Source organism: Phaeobacter italicus, from assembly GCF_001258055.1.
Classification (GTDB): Bacteria; Pseudomonadota; Alphaproteobacteria; order Rhodobacterales; family Rhodobacteraceae; genus Phaeobacter; species Phaeobacter italicus.
Window position 1 is genome coordinate 439,572 of sequence record NZ_CVRM01000031.1, and the last position, 25,041, is coordinate 464,612.

The window sequence follows — 25,041 nt, forward strand, 5'->3', positions numbered from 1 at the left end:
GGGGTTTTGGCAAATGGCGGGATGGTGCTGCGGGGTGGGCGGACTTGAATGTTGGCGCAACCACACAAATGTCTTTGCCAAAGGAGAGGGCCCGTCATGAATGAAATTCTGCTGTCAGATCCGTGCGCTGAACGCACGCTTGATGCGGCTGAGGTCGCCGCTGAGCTGGACGCGCTGGCGCGGCGCTACCGGGACGCAGGCGGTTTTGGCATTCAGATCCTGAACCTTCTGGGGGGCTCTGCCGACGGGCTGATCGACCGGTTGCCACGGCCTGTGCAATCGGGCCTGGAGGGCGCAACGCGACAGGCTTTGCGACTGGCCATGTTCGGGGCAAACGGGTCGCGCCGGATGGTGCCGGATCAACCTGCGGGGATCAATCGCGCAGTGAGCGCTGCGATGGGGGCCGCGGGTGGCATGGGCGGTTTGCCGGGAGCCTTGGTCGAGCTGCCTGCAACCACCGCATTTCTTTTGCGCAGCATTCAGGGCGTCGCGGCAGACGAAGGGTTCGACGCAACCGCCGACAGCGTGAAATTCGACTGCATTCAGGTGTTTTCAGCCGCCGGGCCCCTCGCTGCTGATGATGGCGCTGATCTGGGGTTTCTGTCGCTGCGTCTGGGGCTGACCGGCTCTGCGGTGCAAAAACTGATTGCACAGGTAGCCCCGAGGCTGAGCGTGGTTTTGGGCCAAAAGCTCGCAGCGCAGACTGTTCCGGTGTTGGGCGCTGTGGCCGGCGCGACAACCAACTTTGTCTATTCGGGCTATTATCAAGAGATGGCACGGGTGCATTTCGGTCTGCGACGTCTGGCTGTGGCGGCGGATCAGCCACATGAAGACCTGCTGGAGGGGCTCAGGGACCGGCTTCTTGATCCGGCCTGACGCGCTTCGGCTCTTGCACTTGGTGAGATTGCGGATTTAATCACCCTCTCCGAGGAAAAGTGACGGCGATGATACGATACGCTTTGAAATGCAAGGACGGACACAGCTTTGAAAGCTGGTTCCAGTCAGCCGAGGCCTACGACAAGCTGGCGGCGGCGGGCATGGTGTCTTGTGCGATCTGTGGGTCTGACAAGGTCGAAAAGGCCATCATGGCGCCGCGTGTGCGGCCGGGCCGCAACGCTGTCTCCAAGGTGGGAGAGGCGGAAACCCCTGCATCGGTTCCAGCATCCGCGCCGCCCCCCGCAAAGCCACCTGCGCCTGCGGCTGGTGCTCTCAGCTCGCCGTCCGGTGATCTGGAGAAGGCGGTCAAGGAACTGCGCAGTCATATTGAAAAAACATCCGATTATGTCGGCAAGGATTTCGTCAGTGAGGCGCGCAAGATGCATCTGGGGGATTCCCCAGAGCGGGCCATTCACGGCGAGGCCAAACCCGAAGAGGCCAAGGCCTTGATCGAGGAGGGGGTGCCGGTGGTTCCGCTGCCTTTCCTTCCGAACCGCAAAACGAATTGAAGGAAGACTATTCATGCATGTCGTAGTGACAGGATCCAGCCGGGGCATTGGCCGCGAAATGGTCGCCAGGCTGCGCGACGCCGGTCACGAGGTGACTGGCACGTCGCGAGACCATTCTTCGGGCGTGCGCCTTGATGTCACCGATCCCGGCCAGCAGGCGCGATTTGCGGCGCAGCTCAAGGGGCGCCCGGTGGATCTTCTGGTGTGCAATGCCGGGGTGTATCTCGACAAGTCGATGGCGCTGGAAGATTACTCTGTCGAAGTCTGGAGCAAGACGCTCGCGGCCAATGTGACGGGTGTTTTTCTCACCGTGCAGGCCCTGTTGCCCAATCTGCGGCTGGCGCAGGATCCGAAGATTGCGATCATCTCGTCGCAGATGGCAAGTCACGCGCGGGCGCCGGGGGGCTCGTACGCCTATCGCGCGTCCAAGGCGGCGGCGCTGAATATCGGGCGCAACCTGGCGACGGATCTGCTGCCCGAGGGGATTGCCGTCGGCATCTATCATCCCGGCTGGGTCCGCACGGATATGGGCGGCGATGAAGGCGATATTTCCGTCGAGGAATCGGTCGCGGGGCTGCTGCATGAATTCGATGTGCTCAACACCGACACCACGGGGTGCTTTCACACCTGGGATGGCCGCATCCATCCCTACTAACGGTGGCTGAAGCAACAAAGCTGAACGCGCAAACAAACAAGGCCGGAGCGGGGATGCTCCGGCCTTTGGTTTTTTGTGCGCTGGTTGGCAGCTGCCGGGATTATTCCCAGCAGCTGACCAGAACGGTCATGCCATTTGCCTGACGGGTCAATGCCCCGATCGGCAGTGAGGCGACATCAGCGGCTGCGTCACTTGCGCTGACACCGGCGGCTGCGAGTGCGGCGCGCAGGGTCTCTGCGTTGGCAGCAAAGCGCACGCCTTCCGGCAGCTGGGTCGCGCCAGAGTTTTCGCCAAGCAACATGCCCTGCACGGCACCGTCCTTGGTCAGGATCGGGCCACCTGCGTCACCGGGCTGGCTGCTCAGTTGCAGGCGCGATACGCCAGTGTTGCCCTGCAGGTCCTTCACATCCTGAAGACTGCCCCAGCTGAGGCTGGGCGCGCCCAGAACGCCTTCATAAGAGAAGCCGGAGACCGCGATGTCAGAGTTCAGTCGCGCCGAGCTGCTGGCCAGACGGGCAAAGCCCATCGGCGCAAGATCCTGCGCCGGGCGCAGAACTGCAACGCCGGTGGTGGCGTCCACATGGGCGACCTGTGCCTGGTATTCATGATCCAGCGTCACGCGGCCACAGCCCTGGACAACATCCGCAGTGGTCACAACGCTGCCCTTGCCATCGACAAAGAAACCAGAGCGCGACAGGCGCGGTTTGCGCACATCAAGGCCTGCAATCAGGTCAACATCCTGCGGCGCATCTGCCCCGGCTGCCGGATCAAGCACGCCTTCGGTGCGGGCAAAGCTGGCCTTCATCGCGGCCAGAACCCGCGCGCGGCGGTCTTCGTCGCCAGCGGGCCACACAAGGGTAAAGCCCTTGATTTCGCCATTGGCCAGACGGGCCTCTGTGTAAGAGACGATATCGCTTCCCTGACCTTCCAGCGTGAAGCTGTTGGAGCCACGTTCGCGCGGGCCGTTGAGGGGCACGATTTCCAGCGTCTGCATGATCTCGTAAAGACCAAACAGCGTGCCCTGATCTCCGGGCTGGCTGATCAAAAGCACCTGCGCGCCAAGATCGCCGCTGGGGCCGTAGACGGCAAACGGAGATTCGTAGCGGTCAAACGCCACCTCGCCTGCGGGGATCTGCATGGAGATACCGGCGCGGCTGTCGCGCACCGGAGCCATGCCCACAGAGATCAGCGGCGCGTTGTATTCATCCATCAGTGCCTTGCGCTGGGCGGTGGTCAGAACGCCTGTGGGTTCATAGCCGCGCGCGGTTTGCCATTCGGACATGGAACTGCGGGTGCCACGGCCAAAGGCGCCATCGATGGCCGCGTTGTAAAACCCTGCAGCCTTGAGAGCGATTTGCAGATCCTTACGTTCCTCACCGGTCAGGCGGGCCTCACTGCGGCGTGCCTCGGCCGGGGTTTCGTCGGGCAGGGTGGACTGGACCTGCTCGGGCGCAGCTTCGTCCGGCGTGTCGGGGGCTTGCGTGACCGCAGCGGGATCAATCGGTTCGAGATCCGGGGTATCGACAGCAGGCTCTACGACGGTGTTGGTAGTGGCTCCGGTCGGGTAGAACTGATTGCCAAGGTTGCTGCTGAAGGCGATGAAACTGTCGCGGGGGATCTGGCCTTCGGCGCGGTAGACCTGCAGCACGCGGTCTGCGTCATTGCGGCTGTAGGGGCCAAGCACAATGCCATACCAGCCGCCGCCGAGCGCAAAGCCCGACACATCCGGAAGCCGGGCAGCGAAGCTCTGCGCTTCGGCGCGGGCCTCTTGCAGGGTGGGGCGCGCCGCGATCTGGATCCAGACGGGCTCTTGCGCGCGGGCGGTCCCTGTCATGACAGACACGAAGGTCGTCAGGGACAGCGCGAGCGCGGCTATCAAAGTCTTCATTAAAATGCCTCTGTGCGGGGTCTCGTTCACTTGGCGCGCAGATAACCATTTTCACACCTCAAATGGAACTCCTCTTCGCAGGGGGAAAAGGGAGGAGGTTGCGCCATTTCTGGCGGTGTTGCGCCGATGCATGGATTGCTCGGGCCAAAGTTCCGTTCCGATTGGCGCCAGAGCGCTCTGGATTGGGGCGCAGACAGGGCCGTGGCGGGGATCAGAGCGCGATGTGGCGTTGACCCTGCGCCGGGCGTTGCATAGGAAGAAGCCCGGATTTGCTGCCCCATAGGCCCATAGGGAAGACACATGACAGAGACCAAAGGCGCTCCGCGCTCGTTCCAAGAGATCATTCTGCGACTCCAGAGCTACTGGGCCGGCAAGGGCTGTGCCGTGATGCAGCCCTATGACATGGAAGTCGGCGCAGGCACCTTTCACCCTGCGACCACGCTGCGTTCGCTGGGCTCCAAACCCTGGGCCGCAGCCTATGTGCAGCCGTCGCGCCGCCCTACCGATGGCCGCTATGGTGAAAACCCCAACCGGCTGCAGCACTACTACCAGTATCAGGTGCTGATCAAACCGAGCCCGCCGAACCTGCAGGAGCTGTATCTGGGCAGCCTTGAGGCGATCGGCGTCGATATGGCGATGCATGACATCCGCTTTGTCGAGGACGACTGGGAAAGCCCGACACTGGGCGCCTGGGGGCTGGGCTGGGAAGTCTGGTGCGATGGCATGGAAGTCAGCCAGTTTACCTATTTCCAGCAGGTCGGCGGCCACGACTGCCACCCGGTCTCGGGCGAGCTGACCTATGGTCTGGAGCGTCTGGCGATGTACATTCTGGGCGTCGATCACGTGATGGACATGCCCTTCAACGATCCGGATGCGCTGATCCCGCTGTCTTATGGCGACGTGTTCAAGCAGACCGAAGAGGAATACGCGCGCTGGAACTTTGATGTGGCCAACACCGAGGTGCTGTTGCGCCACTTCGAGGAGGCCGAAGCCGAATGCGCGGCCATTCTGGCGCAGGACCATATCGACCCGAAGACCGGCAAGCGCATCATCATGGCGCATCCTGCCTATGACCAGTGCATCAAGGCCAGCCATGTCTTCAACCTGCTTGATGCCCGCGGTGTGATTTCCGTGACCGAACGCCAGGCCTATATCGGACGTGTGCGGGCACTGGCCAAGCAATGCGCCGATGCCTTTGTGCAGACCGAGGCCGGCGGCCACGCGGCCTGAGCCCGCCTGACCGCTTTTTCAGGAGATCGCCATCATGGGCAAGTTCCTTTCACTGATCCTGATCCTCTCTGGTCTCGTGGCCGGGGGGGCGATGTATTACCTGCAGGTCTATGGTTTTTACGAAGACGTAGAGCTGCAGCCGGGTCAGGACGTCATGCTGATGCCTTTGGGCGGGGGAGAGCCTCTGCCGATCCGCTACAGCGACTTTGAAGCGATTGATGCGGACAGCTCTCCCATCCGTTATCGGGCCTGTTTTTCGACCGAGCTGAAGCCGGAGCAGCTGGCACAGCTGTTTGTGTTGTCGGACCAGAAACAGCCGCGCAATGCGCCGGGTTGGTTTGATTGTTTCGACGCCGAAGCCATTGGTCAGGCGCTGGCCGAGGGGCGCGCTGAAAGCTTTCTGTCGGTCAAGAACATCTCATACGGGGTGGACCGGATCGTTGCGGTCACTGACGCGGGGCGTGGCTATGTCTGGCACGAGCTGAACGATTGCGGCCAGAAGGCATATGACGGCACGGTTGTGGGCGAGGAATGCCCGCCCCGCCCCGAGGCTGTCGAGGGGAACTGATGACCACCTGCGCCCTGTCTGCCCTTTCTCTTCTTATTGCTGCGCCCGGGTGCGCGGCCATCCGTAAGGACATCTGATGCCTGATCTTCTGATTGAACTGTTTTCCGAGGAAATCCCGGCCCGCATGCAGGCGCGTGCGGCGGAGGATCTGAAAAAGCGCGTGACCGATGGTCTGGTTGAAGCGGGTCTGACCTATGCCGGCGCGCATGCTCTGTCGACACCCCGTCGCCTGACGCTGGCGCTGGAGGGGGTGCTGGACCACTCGCCGACCGTGCGCGAAGAACGCAAAGGCCCCAAAGTGGGCGCGCCGGACAAGGCCATCGAGGGCTTTCTGCGTGGTGCGGGCCTGACACGCGATCAGCTGGAAGAGCGCGACACCCCCAAGGGTGCGGTCTATTTCGCGACCATCGAAAAGGCTGGTCGCCCGGCGGCTGACATCATTGCCGAGGTGCTGGAAGACACCATCCGCAACTTCCCCTGGCCGAAATCCATGCGCTGGGGGGCTGGTTCGTTGCGCTGGGTGCGCCCGCTGCATTCCATCCTGTGCATCCTGTCCGCCGAAGATGGCGCAGAAGTTGTGGCGCTGGATATCGACGGGATCACATCCGGCAACACCACGCGCGGCCATCGTTTCATGGCACCGGACGAGATCACCGTGTCCAGTTTCGAGGATTACGCAACCAAGCTGAAGCGCGCCTATGTGGTGCTGGACCCGGCAGAGCGCGAAGCGGCGATCTGGCAGGACGCGACCAATCAGGCCTTTGCGAGCGGACTGGAAGTGGTCGAAGACAAGGGCCTGCTGGCAGAGGTCGCAGGGCTGGTGGAATGGCCTGTTGTTCTGCTTGGCTCTATCGATGATGAGTTCCTGGAACTGCCGCCGGAGGTGCTGCAAACCTCCATGAAGGAACATCAGAAGTTCTTCTCTGTGAAGAACCCCAAGACCGGCCGGATCGAGAAATTCGTGACCGTGGCAAACCGCGAGACCGCGGACAACGGCGCGACCATTCTGGCGGGCAACCAAAAGGTTCTGTCGGCGCGTCTGGCGGATGCGAAGTTCTTCTGGGAAAACGATCTGCGCACGGCCAAATCCGAAGCAGGCATGAGCGCCTGGGTGGACAACCTGTCGAATGTGACCTTCCACAACAAGCTGGGCACACAGGCCGCGCGCATTGACCGCATCGCCGCATTGGCCCGCGAGATTGCCCCGGTGGTGGGTGCCGACGCCGATCTGGCAGAGCAGGCGGCACGGGTGGCCAAGGCCGATCTGTCGTCCGAAATGGTCTATGAATTCCCCGAACTGCAGGGCCTGATGGGCCGCTACTATGCAGAGGCTGCGGGGTTGCCTTCGGCTGTTGCCAACGCCTGCGAGCAGCATTACTCGCCGCTTGGCCCGTCGGATGACGTACCGACAGAGTCGGTGTCTGTGGCCGTTGCACTGGCCGACAAGATGGACACGCTCACCGGGTTCTGGGCGATTGATGAAAAGCCCACCGGTTCCAAGGACCCCTTCGCCCTGCGCCGCGCCGCGCTGGGGGTGATCCGGCTGGTGCTGAACAACGACGTGCGGGTCCGTCTGGACAGCGTGATTGATGCCCATCTGTTGCGTCATGAGATGGCACAGAATGGCGATGACCCGGTGGCAACACGCCTGATGCAGGACATGCTGACCGAGATCGCGGATCACGGTGTTTTCGGCTCTGCGGTGCGCACGGTTCTGGACGCCTTTGACGGCGATCTGCCGAAGCATATCGAACAGCTGAAAGAGCAGCTGCCAGATGTCTCGCGCGATCTTCTGTCCTTCTTCCATGACCGTCTCAAGGTGTTCCTGCGCGATCAGGGCATTCGCCATGACGTGATTGACGCCTGCATCGCGATGGATGGCAACGACGACCTGACGCTGCTGGTGAAACGCGCCCGTGCGCTGGAGGATTTCCTGAAATCCGAAGACGGCACCAACCTGTTGCAGGGGTTCAAACGCGCCAACAACATCCTCACGCAGGCCGAGGAAAAGGACGGCGTGGAATATTCCTATGGCGCGGACAAGAAGTTTGCCGAGGACGACACCGAAAAGGCGCTGTTTGATGCGCTGGCGACCAGCGAAGGGGCGATCTCTTCGGCCATCGAAGCCGAAGATTTCGCGGCTGCCATGGGCAGCATGGCGGCTCTGCGCGCACCGGTGGATGCGTTTTTTGAGGCGGTGCAGGTCAATTCCGACAACGAGGTCGTGCGCCGCAATCGTCTGAACCTTCTCAGCCAGATCCGCAAGGTGGTGGGGCAGGTGGCAGATCTGACCCGGATCGAGGGCTGAGCACTGCTCTTTTGACCTTTTGTAAGGTTCTGAAAACCGGCGGCCCACGCGGCGCGCCGGTTTTTTATGCTGACGGGGCTTGCGCTTTTCCTTGCGGGGATGTGTCAGCGGTTTATGCTGCATGGCAAAGGAAAACGCCGCAGTGCAGAAAAGCGATCATGCCATGGATAAATCTACCCACGATGATGTGCCGGACTCCGTTCTGATCACACCCACGGCGCCGATTGCCAATCATACCCACGGGGGGCGTGCAAAGTGTTTGCAGCGTCTGGTGCGGTTGGACCTGCCGGTGCCGACAACGGTTGCGCTGTCATTTGAGGCGGTCCATGCGATTGCCAACGGCGGAATGCCGGATCTGGCAGCGATTGTTGGCTGTTTTGCACCAGATGCGCTGCTGTGCGTGCGCCCGTCGTCGGAGGATCCCGACTGGGGTGGGCCGGGGGCTATTCTGAATATTGGCATGAATGATGCCCGGTATGTGGAGCTGTGCCAGTCGCTGGGGAGCGAGGCGGCAGCCGCGCTGTATCTGCGGTTTGTGCAGTCTTATGCCGTGCATGTCGCGCGGTTGGATCCCGATGCCTTTGATGATGTGGAAGACAATGGCCCGGATGCCCTGAGCGAGGTGCTCAGTGCGTATGAGGCCGAAACCGATGAACCATTCCCGCAGGATCCGGCAGAGCAGTTGGCCGCGGTGCTGCGTTCTATGGCGCGGGCCTGGGAAGGAACATCGGCGCGGCTGTTGCGTCAGGCCAAGGGTGCCCCGGCGGATGCGGGGCTGGGCCTTGTGGTGCAGGAAATGGTGCCGGGCTACGGCCAGGGTGAATGCGGCTCTGGCGTGTTGCAGCTGGTCAACCCGGGCACCGGCATGCCGCAGATCACCGGTCGTTACCTGAGCCAGAGCCAGGGGCGGGACGCGCTTGGGGCGGGGACCGAGGCGTTGTATCTGGAGCGGGACGCGCGCGGGCCGTCGCTGGAAGAATCCGCGCCTGAGGCCTTTGCCGACCTGAAGGCCCATGCCAGCCTGATGCGGCGTCGGCTGCGCGAGGAAATGCAGGTTGAGTTCGTCATCCAGAGCGGCGGAGTTCATATTCTGGACGGTGTGCGCGTCACGCGGACTGCACAGGCTGCGGTGCGGATTGCGGTGGCGTTGGCCGAAGACGGCATCATCCCGCGGGAAGAGGCGGTGATGCGGGTTGATCCGCGCATTCTGGCTGAGCTGTTGCACCGGCAGGTTGCACCGGACGCCAAGCGCGACGAAATCGGTCGCGGCATTGCAGCCAGCCCCGGCGCGGCCACCGGGCGGCTGGTGTTCACCGCAGCGGAGGCCCAGGCCAGTGCTGCCCGTGGCGAGCCCTGTATTCTGGTTCGGCGCGAAACCTCACCCGAAGATGTGCGTGGAATGCACGCTGCTGTTGGGGTTCTGACAGAGCGCGGTGGCATGACCAGCCATGCGGCGGTCATCGGGCGCGGCCTTGGCCTGCCGTGTATCGTTGGCGCGTCCAACATGAAATTCGACACAAGACGCAAGCAGCTGACCGCTGTGGACGGTCGGGTCTTCGTGCGCGGGGATATCATTACCATCGACGGCAGCAGCGGCGCGGTTCTGGCCGGTCAGCCCGAAATGTTGGAAGCGGCGGAAGATGGCGCGTTCCAGACGCTGCTGACCTGGGCCGACGATCAGCGTGACATCGGCATCCGTGCCAATGCCGACACCCCGGAGGACGCAGAGACCGCGCGCAAGTTCAACGCTCAGGGGATCGGGCTGTGCCGGACAGAGCACATGTTCTTTGAGCCGGGGCGTCTGACGGTGATGCGCGAGATGATTTTTGCCGAGACGTCAAAGGGGCGCGCGGCTGTCCTTGCGCGACTGTTGCCCATGCAACGTGATGATTTTCATGCGCTTTTCCGGATCATGGAGGGGCTGCCGGTTTGCATTCGCCTGTTCGACCCGCCGCTGCACGAATTCCTGCCGACCTCAAAAACCGGACAGCGTGAACTGTCCGAAGCGCTGGGGATTCCGGTGAGCGATGTGACCCGCCGGGTCGAGGAGATGGAGGAATACAACCCCATGCTGGGGCTGCGCGGTGTGCGGCTGGGGGTGACGGTTCCGGAAATCTACGACATGCAGGCGCGCGCCATTTTCGAGGCGACGCTGGATGCCTCCAAGGAAGGTGAGCCGGTGGTGCCGGAGATCATGATCCCGCTGGTCTCTGCCAAGCGGGAGGTCGAGCTGGTCAAGGCGCGCATCGATGCGGTTGCCCTCGCGGTCAAGGCGGAGCGCGGCGAAGATTTCACCTACCGGTTGGGGGTCATGGTGGAAACGCCCCGTGCAGCCCTGCGGGCGGGGGAAATTTCGCCGCATACGGCCTTTCTCAGCTTCGGGACCAACGATTTGACCCAGATGACCTATGGCATGTCGCGCGATGATGCGGGGCGGTTCATGTCGGCCTATGTCAATCAGGGCGTCTTTCCCGAAGATCCGTTCCATGTTCTGGATACCGACGGGGTGGGGGAGCTGCTGAAACTGGGTGTGCAGCGGGGCCGGGCAGAACATCCGGACCTTACGCTGTCGATCTGTGGCGAACACGGCGGCAACCCCGAATCGATTGCGTTCTGTCGCGAAGCAGGGTTCGATTACGTGTCTTGTTCTCCGTTCCGGGTTCCCGTCGCACGTTTGGCTGCGGCGCAGTTGGCGATTTCCAGCCAAATCGGAGATTCCAGAAAGAAATCCGCTAAATTGTAAGGAAAACAAGGCGCTTTGCAGATCTGCGCGTTTGGCGGACTGGATCCTGTGGTCTGGTGCGCAGGGGTGTGCGGCTCTGTCGCTGGACGTTTTGAGGGTTTTCCACTAGGAGGTGCGTTCGCGTGACGTTGGGATGGCCGTGCGCGACCTTTCAAGTGGGGATGCCCTGATGAAAATTCTGACTGTAGCTGCCGTATTCGCCGCCGCCTTGGCTGCCGCGAAAGATGTATATGCGGAAACTGGTTTGGACGCTCTGTTCGAACGTGAGCAATCGACACTCAGCGCTGTGCCTACGGGCCGGCTGAACAATTTCTTCAACTTCACCCGGCCTGCCAAGAAGGTGAAGCCAACCGAAGTTCAGTTCACCAAAGCCTGGCTGGATACAATTCCCAAGGCCAAGGGCGATGAGAATTTTGCCTGCCTTGCAGAGGCGCTGTATTTCGAGGCCCGTGGCGAAAGCGTGAAGGGCCAGTTTGCGGTTGCCGAGGTGATCCTGAACCGGGTCAAATCCTCGCAATTTCCCAACAGCCTTTGTGGTGTGATCAATCAGGGAACAGGGCGCAAGTATCAGTGCCAGTTCACCTACACCTGTGATGGCCACGAAGAGGTCATTCGCGAAAAGACCGCCTATGAGCGCGTGTCCAAGGTTGCGCGCCTGGTGATGGACGGGGCCCGGACGGGTCTGACCGATGGGGCGACCTATTATCACACCACAGCCGTGCGTCCGCGCTGGAGCAAGGCTTTCACCAAAACGGCCCGGATCGGTGTGCATCTGTTCTACCGCGATGATCGGTATCGTACTGCACTGAACAACTAAGACTTGCATGGCGCAATGTGGCGGGGGCAGGAAAGCGACCCCGCGCCGCTTTCGGCCACTGGCATGGCGCTTGGAAGCCTGTTAACCGGGCCTCCAATGCTTATGCTGGAACACCACAGCAAAATCGCCAGTTCAGGGACCCGATTGCCATGCCGTCAGAAATCCATCTCGCCTTTGCGCACCCGTCCGAGCGGTCGGAAGCGACAGCGCCCCGTGCGCCGCTGGACCGGATTTCTCTGCGCAATCACATCGTAGAGGTCGAGATCGGCGCCTTTCAGGCAGAGCGTGGCACCACGCAGCGGATCTGCTTTAACGTGGTCGTCGAAGTGACCCCGCTGCCTGCGGATCTGGATGATGATGTTGACCGCATCCTGTCCTACGATCGGGTGACCGAAGCGATTGCCCATGAGCTGTCTGAAGAGCGGCTGAATCTTTTGGAAACCCTGGCCGAGCGCGTGGCGGAGCGGATCCTGCTGGAGCCGCAGGCTGTGCGAGCCTTTGTGCGGATCGAAAAGCTGGACCGCGGTCCCGGTGCGCTGGGGGTGGAAATTGTCCGCGCCCGCGATCAGGTCGCATCCGAGGTCGACAGCGAAGAGCGCCCGCATCCGCGTTTGATGTATCTGTCCAACAGCGCGATCGACAGCGCCAACCTGACCGGCTGGATCGATCAGATGGAATGTCGCAAACGTCCGCTAATCCTATGTGTCGGCGCACATGAGCTGGCGACACCTCAGACGGGCCACAAATGGACCCAGCGGCGGATTGATCTTCTTGCGATTGAGCAGAACGCCTGGCGTCTCGCGGCAAAGGATGATCGCTGTGTCGTGGTTGCAACCCGGACAGAACTGGACTGGGCCATGAAAAACGGGCAGATTTGCGTCTGGGCGCCGTCAAAAATCGTTTTGGATGCGGTAGATGGCCCCTCGGCTGCGCCTTCTGATGCGGTGGCGTTGGCTGCTTGGTTTGCCGCCACATTCGAGGCGGGCGAAATGATTGTGATTGGTGCCGCGTTGCCCGACAATCCGGGCGTGCCGCTGCGCGCCGTGGATGTGGAGCAGACACAACTGTGAGCTATTACCGACCGCTGGTTCAGCACGGGGAAAACCGCCCCGAGGGAGCCTTGCCACTGATCAGTGGCGCGCTTTGGTTTACTGAGGTCGAGGTTCTGGATCGCGGCGCGCCGCCGCGGATCATGCCTGCGGGGTTGCTGCCTGAAGAGGTCCGTCACCGGTTGACCGCGCGGCGGGCCACGATTGCCGGGCTCGACATGACCCAGCCGCAGATCATGGGGATCCTCAATGTTACCCCCGACAGTTTTTCCGATGGCGGTCAGCACGACAACGTCGCGGCGGCCTGTGAAGCGGCGCTGCAGATGGTGGCTGATGGGGCGAGCATCATTGATGTCGGCGGCGAATCCACGCGCCCTGGTGCGGAACTGGTCCCCGAAGAGGAAGAGATCCGCCGAACAGCCCCGGTGATCGAGGCAATCCGGGCGCGATCAGAGGTGCCGATTTCCATTGATACCCGCAAGGCCGTTGTTCTGGCCGAAGCGCTTGAGGCTGGCGCAAGCCTGACCAATGATGTGTCGGGCTTTACCTTTGATCCGGCTCTGGCGCCATTGACGGCGCAGGCGGGTGTGCCGGCCTGCATCATGCATGCACAGGGTGATCCGGCGACGATGCAGGATGATCCGACGTATGAGAACGTGCTGCTGGACGTCTATGATTTCCTGTCGGATCAGATTGACCGGCTAGAGGCAATCGGCGTTGTGCGCGAACAGATCGTGGTTGATCCCGGTATCGGTTTTGGCAAGACGCTGGACCACAACCTGACCCTGCTGCGCAATCTGAGCCTGTTTCACGGCCTTGGCTGCCCGATCCTGCTGGGTGTGTCGCGCAAGGGCTTTATCGGCAAGCTGGGCCATGAGCCGGATGCCGCCGCCCGTGCGCCGGGTTCCATTGCGGTAGGGCTTGCGGCCATCGGGCAAGGCGTGCAATTCCTGCGGGTGCATGATGTTGCCGAGACGGCGCAGGCGGTTCGCCTGTGGCAGGCCGTCCGATAAGACCCCAACGAAAGGGCCGATATGCGCAAATTCTTTGGTACGGACGGTGTCCGTGGGACTGCCAATATTCATCCAATGACCGCAGACATGGCCCTGCGCATCGGCGCGGCCGTGGGTCGGTACTTTCGGCGCGATGCGTCCGGTGTGCACCGGGTGGTGATTGGCAAGGACACGCGGCTTTCTGGCTATATGTTCGAAAGCGCGCTGACCGCTGGCCTGACCTCGACCGGGATGAACGTCCTGCTGCTTGGCCCGGTGCCAACCCCCGCCGTTGGCCTGATGACGCGGTCGATGCGGGCAGATCTGGGTGTCATGATCTCGGCCAGTCACAATCCGGCTGCGGACAATGGCATCAAGTTCTTCGGCCCCGACGGGTTCAAACTGTCTGACAGTGTCGAGATGGAGCTGGAAGCGCTGATCGAAGCGGGCGTTGAACCGGCTCAGGCCCAGAACATCGGGCGGGCCAAGCGGATTGATGATGCGCGGTTCCGCTATGGGGAGCGGGTCAAAAGCTCGTTGCCCCGCGACATTCGTCTCGATGGTCTGAAGGTGGTAATTGATTGCGCCAATGGGGCTGCGCATCGCGCCGCGCCAGAGATCCTGTGGGAACTGGGCGCTGATGTGATCCCGATCGGCGTGTCGCCGGACGGGACCAATATCAACCGCGACTGCGGCTCGACTCAGCCGGGAACCGCGGCAGAAACCGTCGTGGCTCATGGCGCCCATGTGGGGATTTGTCTGGACGGTGACGCGGATCGGGTGATCGTGATTGATGAGACCGGCAAGGTTGCGGATGGCGATCAGCTTATGGCCCTTCTGGCCAGCCGCTGGGCAGCCGATGGCCTGCTTGCCGGAAATGCGCTGGTGGCCACCGTCATGTCCAACCTCGGCCTTGAACGCCATCTGGCCGGGCAGGGCATCGGGTTGGAGCGCACCGCAGTCGGTGACCGCTATGTGGTCGAGCGGATGCGTGAAGGCGGGTTCAATCTGGGGGGCGAGCAATCGGGCCATATCGTGATGTCCGATTATGCCACCACCGGAGACGGGCTGATGGCGGGGTTGCATTTCCTTGCAGAGATGGTGCGCTCTGGCCAGAAAGCGTCTGAGCTGGCCCAGCAATTTGCACCGGTTCCACAGCTGTTGAAGAACGTGCGTTTTGCCGCCGGGCAGACCCCGCTGGATACGGACCGCGTTCAGAGTGCGATTATGGCTGCTGAAAAGGCGTTGGAGGGCAATGGACGCCTGCTGATCCGCAAGTCCGGCACCGAACCGCTGGTGCGGGTCATGGCCGAAAGCGAAGACAGCGCATTGCTGGCGGAAACCGTCGATGCGGTGGTCGCGGCGGTCGAGGCTGCTGTATCGGAATAACCTGAAAAATCGACCAATCCGATTGCCCCGTCTGTGGTTGTGCCGCAGGCGGGGTTTTATGTTTGGGGGTGTTTCACCTGCATCAGCGGCTGGATGCAAACAGCCGCCGTAAAGCGCCCAGCTGGCTCAGCCCCAGACCGCCCAAGATCAGCGCCATCGCGAGCAGCATCAACGGCGGCAGCGCCTCGCCCAGAAAGACAGCCCCCAGAACCACGGCCCAGACCGGCACCTGGTAATTGGTCAGGGTCATGAAGGTGGGGCCTGCCTCGCGCACCACGATGACACGCAGGAAATTGGCCGCCGCAGTCGGGACCAGGCCGAGAAAAGCCACCAGCAGGAGGGTTTGGTTGTCCGGGCGGGGCGGCGGGCCTTCGGCCAACCAGGCAACCGGAACGATGATGATACTGCCAATCACCAGCACCACAGCGGCAAGCCCGAGGGGATCCACAGCAGGCAGTCTGCGCGTCAGGATGGAGCTGACCGAATAGCAGGCCGCAGAGGACAGGCAGGCGATGCGGCCGTAGGTTTCCAGCTCGGCGCCGCTGCTTTCAAAGGCCTTGCTGCCGATCAACAGGGCAACGCCGACAAACCCGATGGCAAAGCCGATCAGCCGGCGCAGGGTCATCTGTTCGCCGGGGACAAAGACATGCGCAAGCGGCAGGACCATCAAGGGGATCGCCGCCATGCTGATGCCGGTAAAGCCAGAGGACACATGTTGCTGGCCCCAGTTGATCAGCATGAAGGGGACAGCGGTGCTGAAGACGCCAATGAGGCCGAGGGACAGCCAGTTGCGTTCTGCGTGAAACAGGCAAAAGCCACGCCAGCCCCACACCGAGCAAAGCAGCAGAGCCGCAAAACCGATCCGCCCGGCGGCCAGCCAAAACGGCGTGATCCCGTCGAGCGCAATCTTGATCAGCAGAAATGTCCCGCCCCAGACAAAGCCGAGGATGGCAATCATCAGCCAGTAGCGTGGTGCGATGCTGCTTGTGCTCATGATCGGCTCTTGACCCATTCACTAACCGCGGTCTGAAAGAGATCGCGCGCTCGCGGCAGGATTGCCGGGTCCCTCATCTTGCGGTCAAGTATTTCGATCCGCAACTTCAAGGGGCGACGGTTAGACGACGAGGCTCCGGTGAGTAGAGGGATTGCCTTTGTGAATAAGGCTATGGCTTTTGCATCTTCGCCAAGATCTGCCTGTGCGATGCCTTGATTGATCAAATTGGTGGCGCGTTGGTGGTCGGTAAATAAAAAACCAGTAAACCGCAGACTGTTTTCGCATTTGTGCAACCTCTCATCCGCAGGGCGGCTGAATTTGTGGCATCCAGACGCGTAGAGGCTGAAGGAGAAAAAATAGATCCAAAAGCCCAGAAAGGTCCAGATCGCAATTGCCTTCAGCCATTGCTTGGGAGTGTCGCGCGGTTCAGTGCTGGGCATGGGTCCCTCGTGCCGGTTTCCGCGCGACAAAACCCCGCCGGGTGGGCGGGGTCAATGGCAATTGCTTTGTTATCTATCGAACAGTTGGCGGTTTAGGCCGCGCGCGGGTGGCGGCTGCCAGGGCATTGACGGTTGTCAGGGTCGTTGTCTGTGTGCCGGTGCCCGCGACAGGACAAGCCCGCCAAGGATCAGCGCCAGCGCGGCAAACAGCTGCGGCGGAAGGCTTTCGTTCAGAATGAGCGCGCCAAACAGAACGGCCCAGACTGGCACCTGATAGTTCACTGTCGACAAAAAGGCAGGCCCGGCGCTGCGGGCGACCTGAACCAGCAGAACCTGCGCCAATGCGGTTGGGACCAGACCAAGATAGGCCACCGCCAGCAGCGCATCGCGTGGTGGCAGGTTCTGGGGCAGACCTTCCTGCCACAGCGCGGCGGGCACGATGATCAGGGCGCCGCAGCTCAGCGCGGCAGCAGAGAGCGACAGCATGTTCACCTGCGGGCAAAGCCGGGTGATGATCGAGCCGATGGCATAGCACAGCGAAGCGCCAAGGCAGGCGAGACGGGCCAGCGATTCAAAATCCGTCCCGGCAGAGCGGAAGGCATCCAGCCCGATCAGAACCACAACTCCGGCAAAGCCAATGAGGAAGCTGATGGTGCGGCGCAGGGTCATCTGCTCTCCGGGCACCAGAACATGCGCCAGCGGCAGCACAAACAGTGGCACCACCGCCATGCAGACCCCGGCAAATCCGCTGGCCACATAGGTCTGCCCCCAGCTGAGCAGGCTAAAGGGCAGCGCATTGGTAAAAAATCCCATCCCAAGGGCGCAGACCCAGATGATCCTGCCGTCCCGGGTGCGCAGCGACGGCAGGCCGATGCCCATTGCGTAGACCAGCACCAGAAGGCAGAGCGCTGCACTGAAAATCCGCAAGGCGGCAATGCTCATCGGACCAAATCCCTGCAGGGCGACCGTGACCGCCATGAAGGAGGCGCCCCAGATCACACCTAGGAAAAGCAGCTTGGCCCAATTGGCGGCGCCGGGGGAGTTGTTCATTACGATACCTCAATCACTGGCAGCTTGCCGGTTTGCCGGAAAACTGCGCTGCTGCTGACAAATCGGGGAGGGCGCGGCCCGGCCTATCGGCCGGGCGGCAGGTCTGGAAAATGGCTTTCGGAAGAAAAAGGGCGCCCCAATGAGGAGCGCCCTGCAGAGGATAAAGCGCGCGGACGAACCCGCAGGCGCCTTAGTTCTTCTCTTTGTCGACCATCTTGCCGGCAGAGATCCACGGCATCATGCCGCGCAGCTTGGCGCCGGTTTCTTCGATCAGGTGCTCGTCGTTGGCACGGCGGGACGCCTTCAGGGTCGGCTGACCAACCTGGTTTTCCAGCATGAAGTCGCGGACGAATTTGCCCTGCTGAATGTCGTTCAGCACTTCTTTCATGCGCGCCTTGGTCTCGTCGTACTTCAGGATGCGCGGGCCGGTGACGTACTGGCCGTACTCGGCGGTGTTGGAGATCGAGTAGTCCATGTTGGCGATGCCGCCTTCATAGATCAGGTCAACGATCAGCTTCACTTCGTGCAGACATTCGAAGTAGGCCATTTCCGGTGCGTAACCAGCTTCGACCAGGGTCTCGAAACCGCAGCGGATCAGTTCGACCAGACCGCCACACAGCACTGCCTGCTCGCCGAACAGGTCGGTTTCGCATTCTTCGCGGAAGTTGGTTTCGATGATGCCGGAGCGACCGCCACCGATGGCGGAGCAGTAGGACAGACCGATTTCCAGCGCTTTGCCGGTTGCGTCGGTGTCAACAGCCACGAGGCAGGGCACGCCGCCGCCTTTGGTGTATTCGCCGCGCACGGTGTGACCGGGGCCTTTGGGGGCCATCATGATCACGTCGACGCCTTCTTTCGGCTCGATCAGGCCAAAGTGCACGTTCAGGCCGTGGGCGAATGCGATGGCCGCACCCGGCTTGATGTTGTCGTGGACGTATTTCTTGTAGGTCTCTGCCTGCAGTTCGTCGGGCATGGTGAACATGATCACGTCACACCAGGCTGCCGCTTCTGCGATACCCATGACCTGCAGGCCTTCGCCTTCGGCTTTTTTCGCGGAAGGGGAGCCTTCGCGCAGCGCAACGACAAGGTTCTTGGCGCCAGAATCGCGCAGGTTCAGCGCGTGGGCGTGACCCTGGGAGCCGTAGCCCAGGATGGCCACTTTCTTGTCCTTGATCAGGTTAACGTCGCAATCGCGGTCATAGTATACACGCATGATCATCGTCCTTTTGTTTCGTGTTTGGCTGCAGCATAGGCATGATTTCGGCAAAGGAGAGGGGTCGTTTGCGCAGTTTTGTCAGAAAAATTGCAATGGTCATTCGTCGTTGATCCAAATATAGTCATGATCATGCTTGATGATCTTGACCGACGCATACTTCGCCATCTGCAGGCCGATCCCGAACAATCGCTGCCGGACCTGGGCGACCGGCTTGGCCTGACTGCATCGCGCCTGTCGCGGCGGCTGGAGAAGCTGCGCGAGGGCGGCGTCATTCTGGGGCAACGCGCGGTGATCGACTGGCGTGCCCTTGGCTATGAGGTCGAAGTGTCATTGCGGATCACGCTGGACAAGACCAATTCCCGCGCCTTTGACGAGTTCATCCCCGCCGCGCGCGAAATCCCCGAGGTGCTGGAAATCCAGACCTTCCTGGGGCAGGTCGATGTGCGCCTCTCGGTGATTGCGCGGGACATGGCGCATTATCAGGGCATTTACCGCAGCCAGATCCTGACGCTGCCGCATATCACCGACATCGAGGCGCTGATGCATGTGGCGCGGATCAAATCAGACGAGGCGCTGCCGATATGATGACGCTGGACGACATCGATCACGCGTTGTTGCGTGCACTGGGACGGGATGCGACGCAATCCGCCGGTGCGCTGGGGCGCGAACTGGGGCTCAGCCAGCCTGCAACCTGGCGCCGCATTCGCCGTCTGCAGGACGCAGGCATCATCCGGGGGCGCAAGCTGGATCTCGATGCGGGCAAGCTGGGGTTTGGGGTCACGGTCTTTCTGGGCATCAAGCTTGCAACAAAGGGCCGTGTTTCGCTGGAGGATTTCGAGCGTGCGGTCTCTGCGATCCCGGAGGTGCAGACTGTCGAACATGTGCTGGGGATGTACGACTACCGTCTGCGGGTAACAGCCCGTGACATCGCCGATTTCGAGCGGGTGCTGCGGCGCCGGATCATGACCCTGCCCGGGGTGGGCAATGTCGATGCCAATGTTCTCTTGAGCGAAGAACGCAGACCTGGCCCGCTTGGCTAGGGGCTGACTGGACGCGAGAGCCCTGTCATCTTTCCAAAAATACTCTCGCCGAAGGCACAGGCCCCGAACAGGGGCCTGATCCCTACTTCACGCCAAGTCCCATTTGCATCAGATTGCGGCGCACAGGAGCCAGCGAATAGAGCGCATTGAGCCCAAAGGCGCGCAGGTCGCGCAGGGGGCGCGGGGCCAGCATCGAGGTGCGGTTGAGCAGGTCGATCCCCTTGATCCGCATCTGGATGTCGCCGTGGCGCGCGCGGTGATAAGCGGCGAGCATTTTGGCATCGCCCAGATCGGTCGGGTTGGCCACCGCCAGATCCAGAAGCGCGCGCAGATCGCCGAGGGACATATTGAGCCCCTGCGCACCAATCGGAGGGACGACATGGGCGGCTTCGGCCATCAGGGCCAGCCGCTCGCCGTTCAGCCGCTCGGCTGACTGGCTGATGATAGGCCAGATGGTGCGGCGGGACGCCAGTTTCAGATCCCCCAGCACGCCACAGCTGCGGCGGTTCATGGCGGCTTCAAACTGGGCCGGATCCATTGTCAGAAGGTCTTGCGCGCGGGGGCCTCGCTCCATCCAGACCACGGCAGACGAGGGCCTGCCTTCGTGATCCGGCAACGGCACCAGCGTGAAGGGGCCGCCGCTGCGGTGGATCTCTGTCGAGATATTGTCATGCGGTTGGTCATGGGTCACCGCAAAGGCCAGCGCCTTTTGCCCGTAGCGACGGGTTGTCACCGCAATCCCCGCCGCAGTCCGCATGGGCGAATTGCGACCATCACAGGCAAGGACAAGGCGTGCGGAAATCCGGCTGCCATCGCTGAGGCCGACACGGGCGCTAGCGGTGCGGGTGAAAAGCGACGTGGTGCCAACGCCCGGACGGAAATCAACCGTGGACAGATCGGCAAGACGGCCCAGGAGTTCGCGGCGCAACAGCCAGTTTGGCAGGTTCCAGCCAAAGGGCTCTCCGGACAGGTCAGCGGAGTCGAAATCCTTGACGACGCGGGCCTCGGGTTCGGCCCCGCCGGCATCGATGATCCGCATGATCCTGAGCGCAGCAGCATATGGTTCCAGATGGCTCCAGATGCCTGCCTCTTGCAGCAGCCCGCGGGCGGGCTGAAGGATGGCCGTGGTGCGCAGGTCGGATCCGGCATCGTCGCGGGTTGTGACCGGCGGCGTGGGATCCACGCAGATCACGCGAAACCCTGCAGCCCCAAAGGTGGCGGCTGCCATCAGCCCTGCAATGCCACCGCCAGAAACCAGAATGTCACAGCTGTCAGCCATCAAACCTGCCTTTCGTCTTATCCCTTGTGAGATAGGCCCGCGAGGGTCGGAATGACAAGCGACATAACGTCCTTTTGCGTTCGGGCATTGGGCAATGCTGACCTAGCCGCGCGTGATGAGGACCAGAACGACGACCATGGCAAAGGCCTTGGCCACTGCAGGCAGAAACAGTGCAGGCAGGCCCCAGACAGCGATGGCAAGCGCCCACAGCAACACATAGAGCAGGATCGCCAACAGGGGTTTGGTCGCGCCCGCCCAGTCATCTGCCCCACTGCGGGGGGGCTGGTGCTGCGCCATATCCAGCGCAACCGGGGCGTCAATCAGATCAAGAGAGAGGTCTTTCATCGGGCATCCTGTCGTTTGAGAGCGAACCTAAAGATGACCGGCATATATAGCTTTGACCAAGCGGCGTAAGGCCACTGCGGCGGCGCGCCACAGGGGGTGCGACAGGATGCGCACCCCTTGCTGTTCGCGCCTGTCAGATCTGGGCGAGAAACGCCGTCAGATCATCCGTGTGGTGGTGAATATGCGCGCCACCAACCGGTTCTGGCGCGACATGGACCGTACGCATGCCCAGATCGTGCGGCGCTTGCAGATTGCGCGGATCATCCTCGAACATGGCGGCTGTTTCGGTTTCGATCCCGGCCTTGGCAAAAATGGTGTCAAAGGCCTGATGCTCTGGCTTGGGGCGATAATTGGCGTGTTCAACGCCGTAGATTTCGTCAAAACAGTCAGCCAGCCCACGCCGCGCCAGCACCTGCTCGGCGTAGGGGGCGGTGCCATTGGTGTAGATGATCCGCTTGCCGGGGAGGGCCTTGATGTGGGCGGCAAGCTGGGGGTCGGGTTCGAGCTGGTCGAAATTAATGTCATGCACCTCGATCAGGAACGGGTCGGGGTCCAGGTCGTGATGGGCCATCAGCCCCGCCAGCGTGGTGCCGTGTTCGCGCCAGTAATCCCCGCGCAGCTGATCTGCCACCTTCTTGTCGACTCCAAGGGTCGACATCACGTAGTTGGTCATCTTCACCTCGATCTGGTCGAACAGGCGAACAGAGGGGTGATAGAGGGTGTTGTCGAGATCGAACACCCAGTGGCGGACATGTGAGAAAGACTGCGATACCATATGCGTGGACCTATGGGGCTTGGTTCGTGATTGCAACTGCTTCGCAGCAGCTAGCGCGACCTTCGCTCTAGCCAACGGATAATATGCACCGCGGGGGGATGTTTTTTACCCTGCGGGCCGGGCGGGGTTGATTGCAGGGCCAGCCGACCTGTAGACATCCATGAACAACAAGTCAGAGATCCCATCCATGAGCCGTTCTTCCAACCAGACCGATGCCTATGCGCTGATCCTTGAGGCGATTGATGTAGGCGTCTATCGCCCCGGCGACCGGCTGGTGGAGAGCGATCTGGCTGAGCGGTTTGGAGTGTCTCGCACCCCCATCCGCGAGGCGCTGCAGCGGCTGGAAACGCAATCGCTTTTGGAACGGGATGGCCGGTCGCTGATCGTGGCCTCGCTGGATCACAACCAAATGGCAGAGCTTTATGTGGTGCGCCGCGAACTTGAGGGTCTGGCGGCGCGTCTGGCCGCGCGTCACGCCACCGAGGAAGAGATCCGTGTTCTGCAGGAGATGGTGGAATCTGATGATGCCTTTGTCGACAATCCGACAGAGCTGTCCAAGGCCAACCGTCGCTTTCACGAACAGATCCACCTTGCTTCGCACAACCGCTATCTGGTGCAGCAGCTGAACCTTGTACATCGCACGATGGCGCTGATGGCGACCACGTCGCTTGCGGCTGAGGGACGGGGGCGCATTGCTCAGGAAGAGCACAAGACGATCGTCAATGCCATCGAACGGCGGGACGAAGACGGCGCGGCGCGTGCGCTGAAGGATCATATCTCCGTTGCCTTCATGACCCGCCTGAAACAGGACGCGGGCGACCGCGCAAAGGGCTGAATCACCACCTTTGATGGGCTGTCATGTTCAGCCCAGTTTTTGGGTGCGGCTTTTGGGGCTGTGGCCGTGTGTGGTCTTGTCCCAGTAAAAGGGCTTCAGGATCAGCTCATAAAGGGCTTTGTAGACGGCGATGACGCCCATCGGGAAATAAAAGATCAGGCTGGGCGCCCAGAGTGCAAGGCTGCGCCTGCCGGTGGCGCAGGCTGCTGTGATCGCAATGACCATGCCCAACAGCTCAAAGAACACGAGAGACACACCTGCCAGATAGGTGGCCCCTGTAGGCAGGAGCGGCGCAGTCGGATGGGGCAGGCCCAACGTGATGAGCCAGAAGCTCCACAAACAGGGGGCCAGCAGGAACTGCCCGACGGTTCCCAGAAAGAAAGCCTGCAATCCAAGAAACTGACGCCAGCCCAGCTGTTTCAGCAGCAGCCGGGGGGAGCGCATGTGAACCAGGTAGGTGACCATAAAGCCCTTGAGCCAGCGTGAGCGTTGTTTGACCCAGGCCCAGGGGCGGCAGTTTGCCTCCTCGTAGGTGCTGGTCGGCAGCATGTCGGTTCGGTAGCCAAAGCGGGACAGGCGCACTCCAAGATCTGCATCTTCGGTGACATTATGGGCATCCCAGCCACCAACCTGTTCGAGGACGTCGCGACGAATGAACAGCGTGGTTCCACCGAGCGGCACCACCAGCCCAAGCCGTGCAATCCCCGGCAGGACGATGCGAAACCAGCTGGCGTATTCGAGGGTGAAACAGCGCGAAATCCAGTTCTGTGTGGGATTGTAGTAGTCCAGCGCCCCTTGCAGGCAGGCCAGGGCACCGTCCCCCTTGGCGAAAGCTGCGGCAACATGGTCAAGCTGATCGGGCTCTGGTGCGTCTTCGGCGTCCCAAATTCCAATGATCTCTCCACGGCAGAAATTCAGCGCGTAGTTCATGGCGCGGGGCTTTGTTGTCAGGCCGCCGTGGGCGGGCACCTCTATCACCCTGAACCAATCCGGCAGATCTGCACAGCGGATTGCGTCGCGTGTGATGTCATCCTCTTCTTCCAGAACAAGAAGCACCTCCAGCAGGCTGCGGGGGTAGGTGAGCTTGCACAGGCGGCGGAGCAGGGCGCGGCCGATTTCGGCTTCCTTGTAGAGCGGGACAAGGACAGAGATCATCGGCCGCCTGTGGCGCGGAGATGTGAATTTGGACCGCGAGGCAATCGGCAGCTCAATTTGGCGGCGCGACCGGATGGTCTGAATATGTGAGATGAAGCCCGCGCATTTCAGCAGGGTGAACAGCAAGAGCGTAAAGAGCGCGACGCCGCAGAGAAGGGCAAAGGCGTGCCGTGGAAATGCCAACGCAGTGAGCAGAAGCCCAAGCGCAAGGACGGCAGTTGCGCCGCTCCAGTCGGGTCTGCGCATGGTCCGGCAGCTGTATGCGAGTGGCAGACGGCTGCTTGCCTCGACCGCGAGGTCCTTGCGGAAATGAGAGACCAACAGCTGCTGTATCTGGCTTTCCGAAGCCAGCACCGGCATCACCTCTCCGAAACTGGCAGCCAGATCCGTGCGGATGGTGTTCAGCTTGTTCGGGTCGGAAACGGCCACAACGACGGTCTGGCCCAACTGCATCCACGGCAGCACGGAGTGGCGCAGCCAGAACCCTGCGGGTTTTCGGGCCAGAAGCCGGGCTTGCGGATTGTGGCCGCTCAGATCGACCTTGGGGATCTTGTGCTGTGAGGACAGCGCGTCCAGTACCTGATCCTGACTGGCCCACCCTTCTGACACGAGGATCCGGTCAATTGGGGCGCGCTGGTGCTGCTGCAGGGTGAGGGCCCGTATCACATGGTCCTTGCTGACGGCGTGATCCTGGATCAGACGCTGCTCCAGTGTGCGGCGTCCCACCTGTTTGGTCAGGGGGCGTGTGGCTCGAATCAATTCTAGGTTGTGTTTTGACATGCCACAAGGGTTTGCCCCCTTTCGCGATCCGGCAAGTCCCCTGCCAGA

The 25,041-nt window shown here is 61.7% G+C and carries 23 protein-coding genes; 14 read left to right on the forward strand and 9 right to left on the reverse strand.

Features of this window, described 5'->3' with window-relative positions; all coding sequences use genetic code 11:
- Positions 1-96: 96 nt before the first annotated feature.
- The 3 genes from NIT7645_RS13355 to NIT7645_RS13365 all read left to right on the forward strand — a co-directional run bounded on the left by NIT7645_RS13355 (position 97) and on the right by NIT7645_RS13365 (position 2,100).
- Positions 97-876 (forward strand): EcsC family protein, encoded by a 780-nt coding sequence (locus NIT7645_RS13355; RefSeq protein ID WP_008559921.1) that lies wholly within the window; start codon positions 97-99, stop codon positions 874-876.
- Between the two features lie 68 nt (positions 877-944).
- Positions 945-1,445: a DUF1178 family protein gene (locus tag NIT7645_RS13360; protein WP_008561661.1), complete on the forward strand. Its 501-nt coding sequence runs from the start codon at positions 945-947 to the stop codon at positions 1,443-1,445.
- 13 nt (positions 1,446-1,458) lie between these two features.
- On the forward strand, positions 1,459-2,100 hold the full coding sequence (locus NIT7645_RS13365) for an SDR family oxidoreductase (protein WP_008561122.1): 642 nt from the start codon (positions 1,459-1,461) through the stop codon (positions 2,098-2,100).
- 100 nt (positions 2,101-2,200) lie between these two features.
- Here NIT7645_RS13365 and NIT7645_RS13370 read toward each other — a convergent pair whose 3' ends face one another.
- Complete coding sequence (locus NIT7645_RS13370; protein ID WP_008561627.1) at positions 2,201-3,988, reverse strand: trypsin-like peptidase domain-containing protein; 1,788 nt, start codon at positions 3,986-3,988, stop codon at positions 2,201-2,203.
- A gap of 300 nt (positions 3,989-4,288) precedes the next feature.
- Between NIT7645_RS13370 and NIT7645_RS13375 the strand changes: the two genes are divergently transcribed.
- The 8 genes from NIT7645_RS13375 to glmM all read left to right on the forward strand — a co-directional run bounded on the left by NIT7645_RS13375 (position 4,289) and on the right by glmM (position 15,084).
- A complete protein-coding gene (locus NIT7645_RS13375; RefSeq protein ID WP_008562563.1) occupies positions 4,289-5,218 on the forward strand; it encodes a glycine--tRNA ligase subunit alpha in 930 nt (309 codons plus the stop codon).
- 34 nt (positions 5,219-5,252) lie between these two features.
- Positions 5,253-5,786, forward strand: a complete 534-nt coding sequence (locus NIT7645_RS13380) for a DUF6446 family protein (protein ID WP_008559666.1) — start codon at positions 5,253-5,255, stop codon at positions 5,784-5,786.
- Positions 5,787-5,862: 76 nt separating this feature from the next.
- Positions 5,863-8,094 carry a glycine--tRNA ligase subunit beta gene (glyS, locus tag NIT7645_RS13385; RefSeq protein WP_008559464.1) on the forward strand — a complete coding sequence of 744 codons (2,232 nt, stop codon included), beginning with the start codon at positions 5,863-5,865 and terminating at the stop codon, positions 8,092-8,094.
- A gap of 163 nt (positions 8,095-8,257) precedes the next feature.
- Complete coding sequence (locus NIT7645_RS13390) at positions 8,258-10,837, forward strand: putative PEP-binding protein (RefSeq protein ID WP_037302940.1); 2,580 nt, start codon at positions 8,258-8,260, stop codon at positions 10,835-10,837.
- A gap of 133 nt (positions 10,838-10,970) precedes the next feature.
- Positions 10,971-11,654: a cell wall hydrolase gene (locus tag NIT7645_RS13395; RefSeq protein ID WP_008561340.1), complete on the forward strand. Its 684-nt coding sequence runs from the start codon at positions 10,971-10,973 to the stop codon at positions 11,652-11,654.
- Between the two features lie 149 nt (positions 11,655-11,803).
- A complete protein-coding gene (locus NIT7645_RS13400) occupies positions 11,804-12,724 on the forward strand; it encodes a dihydroneopterin aldolase (RefSeq protein WP_008559107.1) in 921 nt (306 codons plus the stop codon).
- A complete protein-coding gene (gene folP, locus NIT7645_RS13405) occupies positions 12,721-13,716 on the forward strand; it encodes a dihydropteroate synthase (protein ID WP_008559414.1) in 996 nt (331 codons plus the stop codon). Before NIT7645_RS13400 ends, folP begins: the two co-directional genes overlap by 4 nt.
- A gap of 21 nt (positions 13,717-13,737) precedes the next feature.
- Entirely contained in the window at positions 13,738-15,084 is a 1,347-nt protein-coding gene (gene glmM, locus NIT7645_RS13410; protein WP_050687251.1) for a phosphoglucosamine mutase, read from the forward strand.
- Positions 15,085-15,166: 82 nt separating this feature from the next.
- Here the strand turns inward: glmM and NIT7645_RS13415 are convergent, their stop codons facing one another.
- The 4 genes from NIT7645_RS13415 to ilvC all read right to left on the reverse strand — a co-directional run bounded on the left by NIT7645_RS13415 (position 15,167) and on the right by ilvC (position 18,781).
- Positions 15,167-16,078 (reverse strand): DMT family transporter, encoded by a 912-nt coding sequence (locus tag NIT7645_RS13415; RefSeq protein WP_037302541.1) that lies wholly within the window; start codon positions 16,076-16,078, stop codon positions 15,167-15,169.
- Positions 16,075-16,518 carry a hypothetical protein gene (locus NIT7645_RS13420; RefSeq protein WP_037302540.1) on the reverse strand — a complete coding sequence of 148 codons (444 nt, stop codon included), beginning with the start codon at positions 16,516-16,518 and terminating at the stop codon, positions 16,075-16,077. The genes NIT7645_RS13415 and NIT7645_RS13420 overlap by 4 nt, the downstream gene beginning before the upstream one ends.
- Positions 16,519-16,653: 135 nt before the next feature.
- Positions 16,654-17,568, reverse strand: coding sequence for a DMT family transporter (locus NIT7645_RS13425; RefSeq protein ID WP_008561630.1), 915 nt, complete (start codon positions 17,566-17,568; stop codon positions 16,654-16,656).
- A 190-nt stretch (positions 17,569-17,758) separates the two neighbouring features.
- Entirely contained in the window at positions 17,759-18,781 is a 1,023-nt protein-coding gene (gene ilvC, locus NIT7645_RS13430) for a ketol-acid reductoisomerase (protein ID WP_008559566.1), read from the reverse strand.
- A gap of 132 nt (positions 18,782-18,913) precedes the next feature.
- Here ilvC and NIT7645_RS13435 point away from each other — a divergent pair, with 132 nt between their 5' ends.
- Together NIT7645_RS13435 and NIT7645_RS13440 are read left to right on the forward strand one after the other, a co-directional pair.
- Positions 18,914-19,369 carry an Lrp/AsnC family transcriptional regulator gene (locus NIT7645_RS13435; protein ID WP_037302939.1) on the forward strand — a complete coding sequence of 152 codons (456 nt, stop codon included), beginning with the start codon at positions 18,914-18,916 and terminating at the stop codon, positions 19,367-19,369.
- On the forward strand, positions 19,366-19,824 hold the full coding sequence (locus NIT7645_RS13440) for an Lrp/AsnC family transcriptional regulator (RefSeq protein WP_008560444.1): 459 nt from the start codon (positions 19,366-19,368) through the stop codon (positions 19,822-19,824). Before NIT7645_RS13435 ends, NIT7645_RS13440 begins: the two co-directional genes overlap by 4 nt.
- Positions 19,825-19,906: 82 nt before the next feature.
- On the opposite strand, the gene NIT7645_RS13445 is transcribed toward NIT7645_RS13440, so the two are convergent.
- The 3 genes from NIT7645_RS13445 to NIT7645_RS13455 form a co-directional block, all read right to left on the reverse strand.
- Positions 19,907-21,103: a UbiH/UbiF family hydroxylase gene (locus NIT7645_RS13445; protein ID WP_008563074.1), complete on the reverse strand. Its 1,197-nt coding sequence runs from the start codon at positions 21,101-21,103 to the stop codon at positions 19,907-19,909.
- A 102-nt stretch (positions 21,104-21,205) separates the two neighbouring features.
- Positions 21,206-21,448, reverse strand: coding sequence for a hypothetical protein (locus tag NIT7645_RS13450; RefSeq protein ID WP_008562387.1), 243 nt, complete (start codon positions 21,446-21,448; stop codon positions 21,206-21,208).
- A gap of 133 nt (positions 21,449-21,581) precedes the next feature.
- Positions 21,582-22,223, reverse strand: a complete 642-nt coding sequence (locus tag NIT7645_RS13455) for a pyrimidine 5'-nucleotidase (RefSeq protein WP_050687253.1) — start codon at positions 22,221-22,223, stop codon at positions 21,582-21,584.
- Positions 22,224-22,410: 187 nt separating this feature from the next.
- On the opposite strand from NIT7645_RS13455, the gene NIT7645_RS13460 reads away from it, so the two are divergent.
- Positions 22,411-23,058 (forward strand): GntR family transcriptional regulator, encoded by a 648-nt coding sequence (locus NIT7645_RS13460; RefSeq protein WP_008562359.1) that lies wholly within the window; start codon positions 22,411-22,413, stop codon positions 23,056-23,058.
- Between the two features lie 27 nt (positions 23,059-23,085).
- On the opposite strand, the gene NIT7645_RS13465 is transcribed toward NIT7645_RS13460, so the two are convergent.
- The gene (locus tag NIT7645_RS13465; RefSeq protein WP_110732363.1) at positions 23,086-24,993 is read right to left on the reverse strand and encodes a glycosyltransferase; all 1,908 of its coding nucleotides are present in this window, start codon (positions 24,991-24,993) and stop codon (positions 23,086-23,088) included.
- Positions 24,994-25,041 lie beyond the last annotated feature (48 nt).